At 62.8% G+C, this 14,848-nt stretch carries 13 protein-coding genes; 6 read left to right on the top strand and 7 right to left on the bottom strand.

Annotation, left to right across the window (positions count from 1 at the left end; all coding sequences use genetic code 11):
• Window positions 1–200 precede the first annotated feature (200 nt).
• The 3 genes from pdxR to NKJ04_RS03220 all read left to right on the top strand — a co-directional run bounded on the left by pdxR (window position 201) and on the right by NKJ04_RS03220 (window position 4,817).
• Entirely contained in the window at window positions 201–1,694 is a 1,494-nt protein-coding gene (pdxR, locus tag NKJ04_RS03230; protein ID WP_023811490.1) for a MocR-like pyridoxine biosynthesis transcription factor PdxR, read from the top strand.
• Window positions 1,695–1,882: 188 nt separating this feature from the next.
• Window positions 1,883–3,472 carry a trimethylamine methyltransferase family protein gene (locus NKJ04_RS03225; protein ID WP_128287521.1) on the top strand — a complete coding sequence of 530 codons (1,590 nt, stop codon included), beginning with the start codon at window positions 1,883–1,885 and terminating at the stop codon, window positions 3,470–3,472.
• A gap of 115 nt (window positions 3,473–3,587) precedes the next feature.
• A complete protein-coding gene (locus tag NKJ04_RS03220; RefSeq protein ID WP_352673495.1) occupies window positions 3,588–4,817 on the top strand; it encodes an aromatic ring-hydroxylating oxygenase subunit alpha in 1,230 nt (409 codons plus the stop codon).
• A 46-nt stretch (window positions 4,818–4,863) separates the two neighbouring features.
• On the opposite strand, the gene NKJ04_RS03215 is transcribed toward NKJ04_RS03220, so the two are convergent.
• The 4 genes from NKJ04_RS03215 to NKJ04_RS03200 all read right to left on the bottom strand — a co-directional run bounded on the left by NKJ04_RS03215 (window position 4,864) and on the right by NKJ04_RS03200 (window position 9,564).
• Window positions 4,864–5,262: a hypothetical protein gene (locus NKJ04_RS03215; protein WP_352673493.1), complete on the bottom strand. Its 399-nt coding sequence runs from the start codon at window positions 5,260–5,262 to the stop codon at window positions 4,864–4,866.
• A 64-nt stretch (window positions 5,263–5,326) separates the two neighbouring features.
• Window positions 5,327–6,715: a chromate efflux transporter gene (gene chrA, locus NKJ04_RS03210; RefSeq protein WP_352673491.1), complete on the bottom strand. Its 1,389-nt coding sequence runs from the start codon at window positions 6,713–6,715 to the stop codon at window positions 5,327–5,329.
• Complete coding sequence (locus NKJ04_RS03205) at window positions 6,712–7,530, bottom strand: chromate resistance protein ChrB domain-containing protein (RefSeq protein WP_127290063.1); 819 nt, start codon at window positions 7,528–7,530, stop codon at window positions 6,712–6,714. The genes chrA and NKJ04_RS03205 overlap by 4 nt, the downstream gene beginning before the upstream one ends.
• A 228-nt stretch (window positions 7,531–7,758) precedes the next feature.
• The gene (locus NKJ04_RS03200) at window positions 7,759–9,564 is read right to left on the bottom strand and encodes an IlvD/Edd family dehydratase (RefSeq protein WP_023811496.1); all 1,806 of its coding nucleotides are present in this window, start codon (window positions 9,562–9,564) and stop codon (window positions 7,759–7,761) included.
• A gap of 146 nt (window positions 9,565–9,710) precedes the next feature.
• On the opposite strand from NKJ04_RS03200, the gene NKJ04_RS03195 reads away from it, so the two are divergent.
• Entirely contained in the window at window positions 9,711–10,160 is a 450-nt protein-coding gene (locus tag NKJ04_RS03195; RefSeq protein WP_352673489.1) for an SRPBCC family protein, read from the top strand.
• A 15-nt stretch (window positions 10,161–10,175) separates the two neighbouring features.
• Here NKJ04_RS03195 and NKJ04_RS03190 read toward each other — a convergent pair whose 3' ends face one another.
• Window positions 10,176–11,357, bottom strand: coding sequence for an Mrp/NBP35 family ATP-binding protein (locus tag NKJ04_RS03190; protein WP_128304844.1), 1,182 nt, complete (start codon window positions 11,355–11,357; stop codon window positions 10,176–10,178).
• A 268-nt stretch (window positions 11,358–11,625) separates the two neighbouring features.
• On the opposite strand from NKJ04_RS03190, the gene NKJ04_RS03185 reads away from it, so the two are divergent.
• Entirely contained in the window at window positions 11,626–12,003 is a 378-nt protein-coding gene (locus tag NKJ04_RS03185; protein ID WP_023811693.1) for a VOC family protein, read from the top strand.
• A gap of 11 nt (window positions 12,004–12,014) precedes the next feature.
• Here NKJ04_RS03185 and NKJ04_RS03180 read toward each other — a convergent pair whose 3' ends face one another.
• Together NKJ04_RS03180 and NKJ04_RS03175 are read right to left on the bottom strand one after the other, a co-directional pair.
• Window positions 12,015–13,019, bottom strand: coding sequence for an inorganic phosphate transporter (locus NKJ04_RS03180; protein WP_023811692.1), 1,005 nt, complete (start codon window positions 13,017–13,019; stop codon window positions 12,015–12,017).
• Window positions 13,020–13,022: 3 nt separating this feature from the next.
• Window positions 13,023–13,664 (bottom strand): DUF47 domain-containing protein, encoded by a 642-nt coding sequence (locus tag NKJ04_RS03175; protein ID WP_023811691.1) that lies wholly within the window; start codon window positions 13,662–13,664, stop codon window positions 13,023–13,025.
• Between the two features lie 151 nt (window positions 13,665–13,815).
• Here NKJ04_RS03175 and NKJ04_RS03170 point away from each other — a divergent pair, with 151 nt between their 5' ends.
• Window positions 13,816–14,730 carry a LysR family transcriptional regulator gene (locus NKJ04_RS03170; protein WP_023811690.1) on the top strand — a complete coding sequence of 305 codons (915 nt, stop codon included), beginning with the start codon at window positions 13,816–13,818 and terminating at the stop codon, window positions 14,728–14,730.
• Window positions 14,731–14,848 lie beyond the last annotated feature (118 nt).

The following is a 14,848-nucleotide window of genomic DNA, read 5'->3' as shown; positions in this document are numbered from 1 at the left end:
CCGAACTCCACCCGTTTCAATGCGCAGCGATGACGCACGGAGTCACGCAGCTATGCCGCGGCGCAGCATCAAAATGGCGTGAAGGATCACTGGCATAAATCCCAACGATCAGAAAAATTGATTGGCGCAACCCCTTGTGCCACGGTTACGTTCGGCTGGTCCAGCCAAACGAAAAAGGCTGGCCATCGAGGAAATCTCCCATGCCACAGCGAAACGACACGGCGATATGGTCCGGCCTGTTCCGGATTTCGGCTGAATCCGGCCAAACCCTTCAGGCGCAGATCCGCCAGGCCATCGTAGCCGCCATTCTCGACCGCCAGATCGCCGCTTCGATGCCGCTTCCTTCCTGCCGGATCCTGGCCGAAAAACTCGGCGTGGCGCGCGGAACCGTGGTGCTGGCGTTCCAGCAGCTCGTCGACCAGGGTTTCCTGGTGGCGCGCGAGCGGCGTGGCCATTTCGTCAATCCCGATGTGCTGGCGACGCCCGCCAAGCCGCACCAGAAGGCGCCCGACCAGGCCAACGAGATCGACTGGAAGGCACGCCGCAAGATCTTCGCCAGCGACATGCCGCCGCCGGCCAAGCACGAGAACTGGATCAAGTCGTCCTACCCCTTCGTCTACGGCCAGTTCGATCCGGCGCTGTTCCCGACCGCCGAATGGCGCGAGTGCAACCGCATGGCGCTGGCGGTGTTGGAAATCCGCAACTGGGCGTCCGACATGGTCGACCGTGACGATCCGCTGCTGATCGAGCAAATCCAGGCGCGGCTCCTGCCCCGGCGCGGCATCTTCGCCAATCCCGACGAGATCATCGTCACGCTGGGCGCCCAGAACGCGCTCTACATGCTTGCGACGCTGCTGATGTCCAAAGGCTCCAAGGTGGCGATGGAGGACCCCGGCTACCCCGACGCCCGCTCGATCTTCCGCCTTGCGGGCGCGGAGATACAGCCGGTGCCGGTCGACCAGTCCGGCATCGTAACCGCTTCTATTCCCAATGATTCCGGCTTCGTCTTCGTCACGCCAAGCCATCATTGCCCGACCATGGTGCCGCTGTCGGCGGAACGGCGGCAGGATCTTCTGGCGCGCGCCAACCGCTACAACCAAATCATCATCGAGGACGGCTATGACAGCCAGCTTCTCGACGAGGCACCGCAACAGGCACTGAAGAGCCTCGATCGCTCCGGCCGCGTGGTCTATGTCGGCTCGATGTCCAAGACGCTGGCTCCGGGCCTGCGGCTCGGCTACATCGTGGCGTCCGCCGGACTCATCGCGGAACTCAGGGCGCTGCGCCGCTTCATGCTGCGTCATCCGCCGGCGAACAATCAGCGCGCCGTCGCACTGTTCCTGTCGCTCGGCCACCACGAGGCGCTGGTGCGGCGGCTGTCTTCAGCCTTCGACGAGCGGCGCAAGCGGCTGGTCCATGCGATTTCCGCCTTCCTGCCGGAATGGCGCTCGACCGATTCGGCCGGCGGCACGTCGCTGTGGCTCGAAGGGCCGCGCGGTACCGATTCGCGCGGCCTGGCCGAGGCCGCGGCCTCGCGCAGCGTCATCATCGAGCCAGGCGACCGTTTCTTCGATCGCACTGAAAAGCCTTCGCGTTTCATGCGGCTGGGCATCTCGTCGATCGCACTGCAGCACATCGAGCCAGGCATCCGCGAACTGGCCACGGCCGCCGGACGCAGACCCGCGGCCGCCTGATCCATCGTCGATCTCTCGTGCCGGAGCCGCTCGCAGCGGCTCCGGTATTTTAGTTCTGGCACATGGAACTGGGCCAGCTGGACCATAGGATGGGCCAGTGCCAGCGGCATAGTCGGCGTCATGGGAAGAAGCAGGCCGATGGTGGACCAACCGCCACGTGTTCCTGCCGACGAAGGTGGAGTGCTTCCATGCCAGTGGCTGTCGAACAGCAGGACACGCCGGCGAACCGTCGTCCGCAGCGCTCCGGTCTTCGCGAAACAGGACATGCCATGCGATCATCTCCCCTGGTGGAGGATACCAGACCACAGCACAAGGCCATCGAGGGCGGCGGCTACGGGCCGCTGCGCGGGGATGACCGCGAGCGTATCCACGAGGGCGTGCTGACGCTTCTGGAGACGGTGGGTTTCGCCAACGCCATTCCTTCCTGCATAAAGGTGCTGACCAAGGTGGGGGCGGTCCACGGCGACGATGGCCGTGTCCGCTTTCCGCGCGCGCTCGTGCTCGACACCATCAAGCGGGCGGCACGACATTTCACGCTTCATGGCCAGGACCCCAGGCACGACATGGTGGTCCAGGGCAAGCGCGTGCACTACGGCACGGCAGGCATCGCCGTGCACCTGGTGGATCTGGAGAAGCGCGAGTACCGCGAATCCAAGCTGCAGGATATTTATGATGCGGCCCGCATCGTCGATGGGCTGGACAATATCCATTTCTTCCAGCGGCCGATGGTGGCGCGCGACATCGCCGATCCGCTCGAGATGGATTTCAACACGCTTTATGCCTGTGTGATGGGAACATCGAAGCACGTCGGAACATCCTTCACCGTGCGTGAGAACGTGAAGCCTGCGCTTGAAATGCTGTACGCCATCGCCGGCGGCGAGGAGAATTTCCGTGCCCGGCCGTTCGTTTCCAACTCCAACTCATTCGTCGTGCCGCCAATGAAGTTCGCCGAGGATGCCTGCGGCGTGCTTGAGGCCTGCGTCGAAGGCGGCATCCCGATCCTGCTGCTGTCGACCGGCCAGTCCGGCACCACGGCACCCGCGGCGATGGCCGGCGCCGTCGTGCAGGCAGTGGCCGAAGTGCTGGCCGGCCTGGTCTATGTCAACGCGCTCAAGCCCGGCCATCCGGCGATCTTCGGCGCCTGGCCGTTCATGTCGGACCTGCGCACCGGCGCCATGGCGGGCGGGTCGGCCGAGCAGTCGGTGGCAACGGCGGCCTGTGCCCAGATGGCGCAATTCTACGACCTGCCCGGCGGCTCCGCCGCCGGCATGACGGATTCGAAATTGCCCGATATTCAGTCCGGCTACGAAAAGGGTATCACCAATGTGATGGCCGGCCTCTCCGGCCTCAACCTCGTCTACGAGGCGGCCGGCATGCATGCCTCGCTGCTCGGCTTCTGCCTGGAGAGCCTGGTCATCGACAACGACATGCTCGGTCATTGCCTGGGCTGCGCGCGTGGCATCGACGTGACTGACGAGGCCCTGTCGATCGACAGCATCGCCGAGGTCTGCCTCAAGGGCCCGGGCCACTATCTCGACAACGAACAGACGCTCAAGCTGATGCAGACCGAGCACTTCTATCCCGCCCTCGGCGATCGTTCCTCGCCGAAGGAATGGAACGAAAAAGGCCGGCCTGATATATTGCTGCGTGCGATCACCGAGAAGAAACGCATTCTTGCCGAACGGTTTCCGCGCCACGTGCCAAAACAAGTCGACGACAGATTGCGTGCCCGCTTCGGCAACCTGATCCACCTGCCGCGCACGCAAATGGGCGGCTGACCGGAGACGAGTTCGTGCAGCCATACAGCCACCACCCGGAGCCAATTCAGGACGGAAAACCGCTTCACACCTTTCCTGAAATTGCTCTGGGGACAACCATCGGGCAGAACGACAAATGAGTGTGCATCCTATCCAGCAAGCCCACACAGACGGCGACGCGATCGATCGGCTGGTGGCATCTCATCGGCCAGGTCACGGCCTGGTGCGTGCCTTCTATCATGACCAGGCAATCTTCGAGCGCGACATGGAACGTGTCTTTCGCCGCCACTGGCACTGCCTGGCCCATGCCAGCGTCATCGCGAACCCGGGCGATTTCGAGCTGTTCAAACTGGGCGACGAGGCGGTCATCCTGACACGCGGCATGGATGGCACCGTGCATGCCATGCTCAATGTCTGCCGCCACCGCGGCGCCGAGGTCTGCACCAAGGAAAAGGGCAACGCGAAGATGTTCGTGTGCCCCTACCACGCCTGGAGCTATTCCAATGACGGCTCATTGCGCGCTGCCCGCCTGATGCCGAAGGATTTCGACCGCTCGGCGCACGGGCTGAAGAAGCTTCATGTCCGCGTCGCCTCCGGGCTGGTTTTCATTTCCTTCGCCGAGACGCCGCTCGATTTCGATCCGATCGAACAGTCGCTGCGCACGAGCTGCGGCCAATATGGCTGGGGCGACGCCAAGGTGGCGTATCGTCAGTCCTATCCGCTCGACGCCAACTGGAAGCTCGCCGTCGAGAACTATGTAGAATGTTACCATTGCGGACCGGCGCATCCGGAATATTCGCAGACGCATGCGCTGGAAAAACCGGCCGAGATGATCGAGCAGCTCAATGCGGCGATGGAGCAGCGCACCTGCGCGCTCGGCATCGAGATCGGCAGCGCCAACCGCTGGCAGAACTCGGCGGCCGGTCAGGAAGCAATCCACACCTTCCGCTACGCGCTCTACGACGGCGTTTCGAGCGGCAGCCAGGACGGCTCTCCGGTCGCGCCGCTGATGGGCCGCTTCACCGACTACGACGGTGGCGTCACCTCCATCCATCTCGGCGGTACGACCTTTCTCGTCTGCTATCCCGATCACGGCATGATCTACCGATTCATCCCGAAAACGGCTGGTACATGCGAGGTGGAACTGATCTGGCTGGTGCGCGGCGACGCGGTCGAGGGTCAGGATTACGATCTGGAGAAGCTGACCTGGCTATGGAAGGTCACCACCGACGAAGACAAGAAGATCATCGAGCACACCGCGCGCGGCGTGCGCTCGCACTATTTCGTGCCCGGACCTATCGCGCCGATGGAATACAACGAACTGCGCTACATCGGCTGGTATCTCGAGGAGATCAGCCGGGCCTGAACGGTTCGGCTGCCTTGGGAGAATCAGGCAGATCTTGCCTTTCGCGTCATTCCGCGCTGAGCCCGTATCGGTCGACGACTTCGGGGTTGATCAGCTTGGCATGCAGCGTCATCAGCACGATCTGCGCGTCGAGGCTGTCGCCGGTTTCAAGCGCCGCCTCGATGCGGCGCTCGGCTTCCAGCGTCCGCTCATGGCCATTGGCTTGCTCGAAGGTTTCGGGACCCGCAATGCAATAGCTGCATAATTGCGCCACCGACGCATAGGTGCCCGGCGGCGGCTCGTCGGGCCAGCGATCCTTCATCAGGTTGACGATGGTAAGCTTCACGCCCTCCGGCACAAGGGCTGGATGCAGATCGGCGCCGCGCAAGGCATCGTCGAGCTGCCTCAAGTCGCCCGAACGGCCGAACATTCCGAGGAAGCCGAGGGAAGAGCGCCGTCCGGCCATGATGTTTCCTTCCGTTTCCAGCCCACTTAGGTGGTGGGCAAGCGGATTACAAAGGCGGTGCTGTCTAACCAGCCGCCGCCAGCAAGACTCCTGCAAGGGCGGATAGCGCGAGTGTCGGCAGCATGCCGACTTTCAGCTTCAGGATGGCGACCATGGCGGCCACGGATAGCAAGGCCGCACGCCAGTCGATGGACGAAAACACCGGCACGTTCATGCCAAGCCCCGTCGCGTGCACCTCACGGAAAATGACATGCAAAGCAAACCATAGGGCCAGATTCATGATCACCCCGACAACGGCGGCGGTGATCGCGCCCAGTGCGGCCGACAGTGCCTTGTTGCCGCGCAAGGCCTCAATGTAGGGCGCCCCGAGGAATATCCAGAAGAAGCAGGGTGTGAACGTCACCCACAAGGTGAGCAACGCCCCCAGCGATCCGGCAAGCAACGGGTCCAGCGAGCCGGAATGGCGGAACGCGGCGATGAAGCCGACGAACTGCAACACCAGGATGAGCGGACCCGGCGTCGTTTCTGCAAGTCCAAGACCGTCGACCATTTCACCCGGCGCCAGCCAGCCGAAGGACTGGACGGCTGCCTGCGCGACATAGGCGAGGACCGCATAGGCGCCACCGAAGGTGACGACAGCCATCAGGCTGAAGAACCGGCCTATCTCGGTCCAGACGCTTGCGGAGCCGGTGAACCACCAGATCAAAAGTACAGGCCCGAGCCAGATCGGCAGCCAGATGGCGACGGTGCGCGGTGCATGCCATCTGGTCGGTTTGACATGGGCGAGTTCGCCACGCTCGAACATCAGGTCGACCGCTCCCTTGAAGTCGGCAACACCGTCCTTGCCATGGGCCGAGCCGGAAAACAGGCCGGGAGCAATGCGATCCCCCAGCCATCCCGTCAGGCCAGCGAGAAGGACGATGAGCGGAAACGGCACATTCAACGCATAGATGGCGATGAACGCCGCGACCGCGATTGACACCATGACCGGGTTTTTCAGGGCGCGTCGCCCGATCCGGATCACCGCCTCGATGACGATGGCGAGTACCGCCGCCTTGACCCCGAAAAATAGCGCCGCGACGAGCGGCATGTCGCCATAGAGGACGTACAGGCTGCTCAAGGCGAGCATGACGAGCGCGCCCGGCACGACGAACAGGATGCCGGCGACAAGGCCGCCGATCGTCCTGTGCAGCAGCCAGCCGACATAGATGGCGAGTTGCTGGGCTTCCGGGCCAGGCAGCAACATGCAGTAGTTCAACGCATGCAGGAAGCGCTGTTCACCGATCCAGCGCCGGTCCTCGACCAGCTCCTTGTGCATCAGCGCGATCTGCCCGGCAGGTCCGCCGAAGCTGAGCAATCCGATCCTCGCCCAGACCTTCGTGGCTTCCGCGAAGGTCGGCGCAGCCGGCGGCTCGACGGCCACCGCCTTGTTGTCGGGGACAAGAATGGTCATGACGGCTTACCCGCAGCGGGCCAGTTGTGCGTTTCTTCGGTGGCGTCGCGACACCAGCGGAAGAACGCGTCGTAGAGCAGCATGCCTGCTTCCAGTTGTTCCAGATCGTCGCGGTACATACGCGACAGACCCAGCGAGGCAGCCAGAAAACCGGCCGCCTGGGGCACCAAGTCGAGGCTTGCGGTGTCGGCCGCGCGCACGATTACGGCGAGGCGATCGAGCGCCTCGGATTCCAACCCGAACTCCTCGATCATCGTGTCGAAGGTGCAGCGTTCGCCACGATGGCTCCAGAACACATTGTCGATGTCGAACGGCACGGCCTGAAAGCGGTCGGCAACAGCCAATACTTCAGCGGGCTCGACAAACAGGAACACCGCGTCGGGGTCGAGGAAACGCCGGATCAGCCATGGGCAAGCGATGCGGTCGACCTTCGGGCGCGATCGCGTCACCCAGACGGTGGCGCCCTTTTCATTGCGCGGCGGCATTTTGGCGGTGCGGACCAGAAGTCCCCCGGCATCGCGCCAGGCCTCAAACCCGCTTTCAAGGGATTCGGCTGATATCCCCTCATGGCGCAGCCATGCAACGACGCCTTGCGAGAGCTTTTGCCCCTTCTGGCATACGACGGCCACCGGCTTGCCGGCGAATGCGGCCGCCCAGGTCGAAACGGTTTTGAAATCGCGCCGGCACGAAGCCGGCAACAGGCGCGGGTCGGCGTCGAAATCGTCATCGATGCGAACATCGATAATGACAGGCGCGCCCGGCAGACCGATGAGCCGGGACAGTTGCGATACAGTGATAGCGGTTGTTGACGGCATGGCGTCCACCTCCTGGAAGAGAAGCTTGGACGCGAACGTTGGGCTGACGCCTCACGGGGTCGTCGCGATGCACCCCTTGTCATGATGGTGGATTTGTTGGGCGCGCTTGTCAAGGACGGTGACCGTTCTCGACCTACCCGGCAACACGCTGACCGGAAAACCGACGGCGGCTTGATTTGATCAAGCCGCCATCCGTCGATCCAGAATCAATGATTGTCCCCGGAGCAATCAGTGATTGTCTCTGGGAACGCCGCTGGTGTGCGCGACGTCCTGATACTTCACCGCCGGCTTCAGCACCATTCCCTCCGAGAACTGCGCGACCATGCCGCGCTGGATCTCCTGCCAGGGTGTCTGGTGCTTGGGATAGTGGAAGCCACCATTGTTCTGCAGTTCGGCGCGGCGCCGGGTGATCTCGTCGTCGGTAACGAGGATGTCGGCCGTGCCCTTGCGCAAGTCGATGCGGACCCTGTCGCCCGTCTTGAGCAGCGCCAGTCCGCCGCCGATCGCCGCTTCCGGCGAGGCGTTGAGGATCGATGGCGAACCCGACGTACCCGACTGGCGGCCGTCCCCGATGCAAGCGAGCGCGTGGATGCCCTTCTTGATGAGATAGGCCGGCGGCTGCATGTTGACGACTTCGGCACCGCCTGGATAGCCGACCGGGCCAGCGCCGCGCATGAACAGGATGGTGTGTTCGTCGATGCCTTGCGCCGGGTCGTCGATGCGGGCGTGGTAATCCTCCGGCCCATCGAAAACCATGGCGTTGCCTTCGAAAGCCTCGGGATCCTTGGGGTTGGAGAGATAGCGTTCGCGGAATTCCGGCGAGATGCCGCTGGTCTTCATGATCGCCGAATCGAACAGATTGCCCCGAAGATTGATGAAGCCGGCATTGGCCTTCAGCGGCTTGGCGACAGAGCGGATGACGTCGGGATTTTCGTTGGCGACGCCCTCGCTATTCTCACCGATCGACTTGCCGTTGACGGTGCGCGCGCCGGGATGCGGCAACAGCCCGCCCTTCATCAGTTCGGCGATGACCGCCGGCACGCCGCCGGCATGGTGGTAGTCCTCGCCAAGGTATTCGCCCGTCGGCTGCAAATTGACCAGTAGCGGCACATTGAGGCCGACCGTCTGCCAGTCGTCATTGTCGAGCTTGACTCCGAGGTGGCGCGCGATGGCGTTGAGATGGATCGGCGCGTTGGTCGAGCCGCCAATGGCCGAATTGACGACGATGGCATTCTCGAAAGCCTCTCTCGTCATGATGTCGGACGGCTTCAGATCCTCATGCACCATCTCGACGATGCGCTTTCCGGTCTCATAGGAAATCTGGCCGCGCTCGCGGTAGGGCGCGGGAATCGCGGCCGAGCCCGGCAACTGCATGCCAAGCGCTTCGGCCAGCGAGTTCATCGTGGTGGCGGTGCCCATGGTGTTGCAATAACCGGTGGACGGCGCCGACGAGGCGACGATGTCCATGAACTCGTCATAATCGATCTCGCCGGCCGACAGGCGCTGGCGCGATTCCCAGACGATGGTGCCGGAGCCGGTGCGCTTGCCCTTGTGCCAGCCATTGAGCATCGGCCCGACCGACAGCGCGATCGCCGGGATGTTGACGGTGGCCGCCGCCATCAGCAGCGCCGGCGTCGTCTTGTCGCAACCGATGGTGAGCACGACGCCATCGAGCGGATAGCCGTAGAGCACTTCGACAAGGCTGAGATAGGCAAGGTTGCGGTCAAGTGCCGCGGTCGGGCGCTTGCCGGTCTCCTGGATCGGATGGCAGGGGAATTCGAAAGGAATGCCGCCCATCGAGACGATGCCTTCGCGCACACGCTTAGCGAGTTCGATATGGTGACGGTTGCAAGGCGACAGATCCGAGCCGGTCTGTGCGATGCCGATCAGCGGCTTGCCGGACATCAGTTCGGCGCGCGTCAGGCCGTAATTGAGATAGCGCTCGAGATAGAGCGCCGTCATGCCCGGATTGTCGGGATTGTCGAACCACTCCTGCGAGCGAAATTTTTTCTTGTGGGTGGGGGCGCCTGCCATCATGGTCTCCGTATTTGTAAGACAAATCGATATGGCAACGCGCGGGAGCAGGCAAGAGGGCGTGCGGTCGCAACCGGACTTTGGTGCGATAGACACGCACCAAGCCGTGCGTTACGGGTTCCGACAGTCTTGTCCGGGAGGTTTTCATGGCTTTGGTGATCGAAGGCGAGGAGCGCATTGCCGCACCGCTGCAAAAAGTGTGGGAAGCGCTGAACGATCCCGAGGTCTTGAAGGCGACCATTCCCGGCTGCCAGAGCCTGGAGATGAAGTCGCCGACCGAGATGGCGGCAACCGTGGTGGTGAAGATCGGACCGATCAAGGCGACATTCAACGGCGAAGTGACGCTGAAGAACCTGAAGCCGCCGCACTCCTACACCATCCAGGGCGAAGGCAAGGGCGGCATTGCCGGCTTCGCCAAGGGTGGTGCCGACGTGACGCTGACGGCAGATGGACCTGACGCCACGATATTGAACTACGCGGCCAAGGCCGATGTCGGCGGCAAGATCGCCCAACTCGGCAGCCGGCTGATCGAATCGACCTCGAAGAAACTGGCCGGACAGTTTTTTTCGTCGCTCGGCGAAAAGGTCGGCGGCTGAGCCCTCAAGCGGGCGTCACTCGAACACAATACTCGGCACCGCCGCTGCCGCCGCGCCACGCTCTTCATTGACCCGGTCCCAGACCTTCGAAGCGATGTCGCGATAGATTTTCGCCTCGGCGCCGTCAGGCTTCGAGACGACAACCGGCGTGCCGGCATCCGAACTTTCGCGGATGCCCATCTCGAGCGGCACTTCGCCAAGGAAGGTGACGCCGAGGCGCTCGGCCTCGCGGCGCGCGCCGCCATGGCCAAAGATGTCGTAGCGCTTGCCGGTGTCCGGGGCGATGAAATAGCTCATGTTCTCGACGATGCCGAGCAACGGGACGTCGACCTTCTTGAACATGTTGAGGCCTTTTCGCGCGTCGATCAGGGCCAGATCCTGTGGCGTCGAGACGATGACAGCACCAGCCAGCGGCACCTGCTGGGCCATGGTCAGTTGCGCGTCGCCGGTACCGGGCGGCATGTCGACGACGAGCACGTCGAGACGGCCCCATTCGACCTCGCGCAGCATCTGCGTCAGCGCCGACATCACCATCGGGCCGCGCCAGATCATCGGCGTTTCCTCGTCGACGAGGAAGCCCATCGACATCACCTTCAGGCCGTAATTCTCCATCGGTTTCAGGATCTTGCCGTCGACGGTCTGCGGCCGTCCGTGGATGTTGAGCAGCCTGGGCATGGACGGTCCGTAGATGTCGGCATCCAGCACGCCGACGCGCAAGCCGTTGGCGGCGAGGCCGAGCGCGATGTTGACGGCGGTGGTCGACTTGCCGACGCCGCCCTTGCCGGAGGCAACGGCAATGATCGCCTCGATACCGGGCACGCCACGCTTGCCCGAGCTGTGCGAGGCCGGTGCGTGCGGAGTCGCGCGCGCCGCGGCGGCAGCGGGCTGAGCCGGCGGCGCGGGCCTGGGTGCGGGGCGCGAGGGAACCGGCGCCTCCATGCCGCCGCCCTTCTTTTCGGCCGTCAGCGCGACGACGGCGCCGGCGACACCGGGGATCGCCTTGACGACACGCTCGGCGGCAGCGCGCAGCGGCTCCATCTCCTGGGCGCGGGCGGCGGGAACGGTAATCGAGAAGAAGACCTTCCCGTCGGCGATGAAAATTTCCGAAACCATGCCGAGGTCGACGATGTTGCCGGTGAAATCCGGCCCGTTGACCGTCTTCAGACGCTCGGTGACGATTTCCTTGGTGACGGACATGGCAGTTTTTCCTTACGCAGCTTGCGCCTGAGATGCAGCTTGCACCTGAGATAATGCAGTTTCCGGACAGAACCAAGCCGTGGAGCAATGGCTGTCTTGGCGTGCCTGAAAAAGCGGCGGGTCCTGTCGGATTTCATCCGCGCCAAACGTCTTCCAGATAATCGAGCGCCGATGCGGCCAACAATCAGGTCAAGCGACAGTCGTCAAACGATCGCGGCGACCTATTTCGGTGACCAGCACGGGCCGACAACCAGGAAAGGAGACCATCATGCTCGCAAACAGCAACGCAACGGCAAATCTGGCGGTAAGCGACCTGGCAAAGGCCAAGGCTTTCTACGAGGGAACGCTTGGCCTGCAACAGGTGCACGATGAGGGCGGCGAACTGATCGTCTACAAAAGTGGCGATACCACCCTCAACGTCTATCATTCCCAATTTGCCGGAACCAATAAGGCGACAGCGGTGACCTGGATGGTTGGCGACGGGATCGGCGATATCGTCAAGGCGCTGAAGTCGAAGGGCGTCGCCTTCGAGCACTATCAGATGCCGGGCCTGACACTGGAGGGCGATATCCACGTCGGTTACGGAATGAAGGTCGCCTGGTTCAAGGATCCAGACGGCAACATCCTGAACCTTGTGGACAGGTAGATTTCCTCACCTCACCTCGCCAGGCCAACCGCGAGGTAGGTGAGCGCCGAAATCAAAGCGGTGGCCGGCAGGGTGACGATCCAGGCAATGACGATATTGCCGGCAATGCCCCAGCGCACGGCCGAGACGCGGCGGGCGGCGCCGACGCCGATGATGGCGCCGGTGATCGTGTGCGTGGTCGATACGGGAACGCCGAGCCAGGTCGCGGCAAACAGCGTGATCGCCCCACCGGTCTCGGCGCAAAAACCCTGCATCGGGTTCAGCCGGGTGATCTTCGAGCCCATGGTGTGGACGATGCGCCAGCCGCCGAACAACGTACCGAGCGCCAGCGCCGTCTGACAGGTGAGCACGACCCACAGCGGCACATAGAAAGTCGCGCCGAGCATGCCTTGCGAATAGAGCAGCACGGCAATGATGCCCATGGTCTTCTGGGCGTCATTGCCGCCGTGCCCGAGGGAATAGAGCGAGGCGGAAAAGAACTGCATGACGCGGAAGGTGCTGTCGACCGCAAACGGTGTCTGGCGCACGAAGAGCCAGGAAACGGCAAGGATCAGGACAAGAGCCAGGATAAAGCCGGTCGCTGGCGACAAGACGATTGCCGCAACCGTCTTGCCAAGCCCTGTCCAGACGATGGCGCCCACGCCTGCCTTTGCCACACCGGCGCCGACCAGACCGCCAATCAGCGCGTGCGAGCTGCTCGACGGGATGCCGGCGATCCAGGTGACGATGTTCCAGACGATGGCGCCGACGAGCGCTGCAAAGATCACCGCCGGGGTGACGATGCTGACGTCGATGATACCCTTGCCCACGGTCTCGGCAACGTGGAGGCCGAAGAACATGAAGGCGATGAAATTGAAGAATGCCGCCCACAGCACCGCATATTGCGGCCGCAGCACGCGGGTGGAAACGATGGTGGCGATGGAATTGGCGGCATCGTGCAGGCCGTTGAGAAAGTCGAAGAACAGTGCGACGGCGACGAGGCCGGCCAGCACGGGAAAGGCAATGGTGGCTTCCATCACCTAGACATTCTCAATGACGATGCCGCTGATCTCGTTGGCGACGTCCTCGAAGCGGTCGACCACCTTTTCCAGCTGGCCATAAATCTCTGAGCCGATCATATAGGCCATCGGATCGCTGCTGCCGTGCTTCCTGAAGAGATCCTTCAGCCCTTGCTCATGCAGGTCGTCGGCCCGGCTTTCGACGCGCATTACCTCTTCGGCGATGGCGTTGAGGCGCACAGTATGCGTCGCGACCTTGCTGAGCAGCGGGATCGCCTCGGCCACCAGCTTGGCGGCGGCGACGATGACGCCACCCATTTCCTGCATCAGCGGATCGAACTCCTTGCGCTCGAACAGCTTCACCGTCTTGACCGTCTTGTGCATCATGTCGATGGCATCATCCATCGACTGGATCAGGTCCTTGATGTCGCCGCGATCGAAAGGCGTGATGAAGGAGCGCCGCACCGCCAGCAGGACTTCCGCGGTGATGTGGTCGGCCTCATCTTCGAGATCGATGATTTTCTGGCACCATAGGTCGATATCCCTGCCCTGGAGAAGCTGCTCCAGCGCCTCGGCGCCGCCGACCACGGTGCGGGAATGTCGTTCGAACAGGTCGAAGAAGCGATCTTCGCGCGGCAAAAGCTTGCGGAACCAGCCCAGCATGGTCGATCTCCCAGTTTCATCCACATAGCGCCGCATCGCGCCGCGGGAAACAGCTAGCCGGCTTAAAGGTGTGGATGCCGGGCAATTGTGCGTGGTGCTTGCGGTAGAGCACAATTTCCCCGACCTTGCAGCGAACGACCGGAAAGATCGCATGATCGACAAGCTGGAATTCTTCATCGCGCTCGCCAGGGAGGAGCATTTCGGCCGGGCGGCGGAGGTATGCGGCGTCACCCAACCGACGCTCTCGGCCGGCATCAAGCAGTTGGAAGGCCAGCTTGGCGTCATGCTGGTTCTGCGCGGCTCACGCTTCCAGGGGCTGACGCCGGAGGGAAAACAGGTGCTGGTGTGGGCACGCCGCATCGTCGGCGACACCAGAACCATGCGCGAGGAAATGCGCGCGGCGCGCCACGGACTTTCCGGCCGTATCCGCATCGCCGCCATCCCGACGGCGCTCGCCATGCTGCCGCGGCTGACGACGCCGTTTCGCGAAAAGCATCCCGGCGTCACCTTTTCGGTGCTGTCGCGGACCTCGATCGAGGTGCTGTCGCTGCTCGGCAATTTCGACATCGATGCCGGGATCACCTATCTCGACAACGAGCCGCTGGGGCGGGTGACCAGCGTGCCGCTCTATGACGAGCGCTACCAACTGATCACCGCGATGGGGAATCCCTATTCCGACCGCGACAAAGTGACATGGGCGGAGCTCTCAAGCCTGCCGCTGTGTCTGTTGACGCCGGACATGCAGAACCGCCGCATCATCGATCAGCATCTGGCCGAAGCCGGCGTGCAGGTGCGACCGACGCTGGAATCCAATTCGATGATCGTGCTGTTTTCGCACATCCGCACCGGCAAATGGTCGTCGATCATGCCGCTCAACCTTGCGGAAACATTCGGCTTTGCCGAGCCGATCCGGGCCATTCCGATCATCGAGCCAGATGCCAGCCACACGGTTGGCCTGGTGGCGACACCGCGCGAACCGCACACACCTTTGGTCTCGGCGCTGCTGGACGAGGCAATGGCGCTGGCGGACGATTTCCACGCCAACCGTTCCGCTAGACAGAGTTAGCCAAACGGAACGATAGAAAATTTCTATCGTACAACGAAACCGCTTTATTGATTTCAGAGGTTTTCTCTGGTTTCTTAAGCACTTAGCGATAAAGCGGCACGCGCATGTCGTTGTTCCA

The organism is Mesorhizobium sp. M0618, assembly GCF_040320765.1.
Lineage (GTDB): Bacteria > Pseudomonadota > Alphaproteobacteria > Rhizobiales > Rhizobiaceae > Mesorhizobium.
This window is presented reverse-complemented; position numbering and strand designations above follow the sequence as displayed.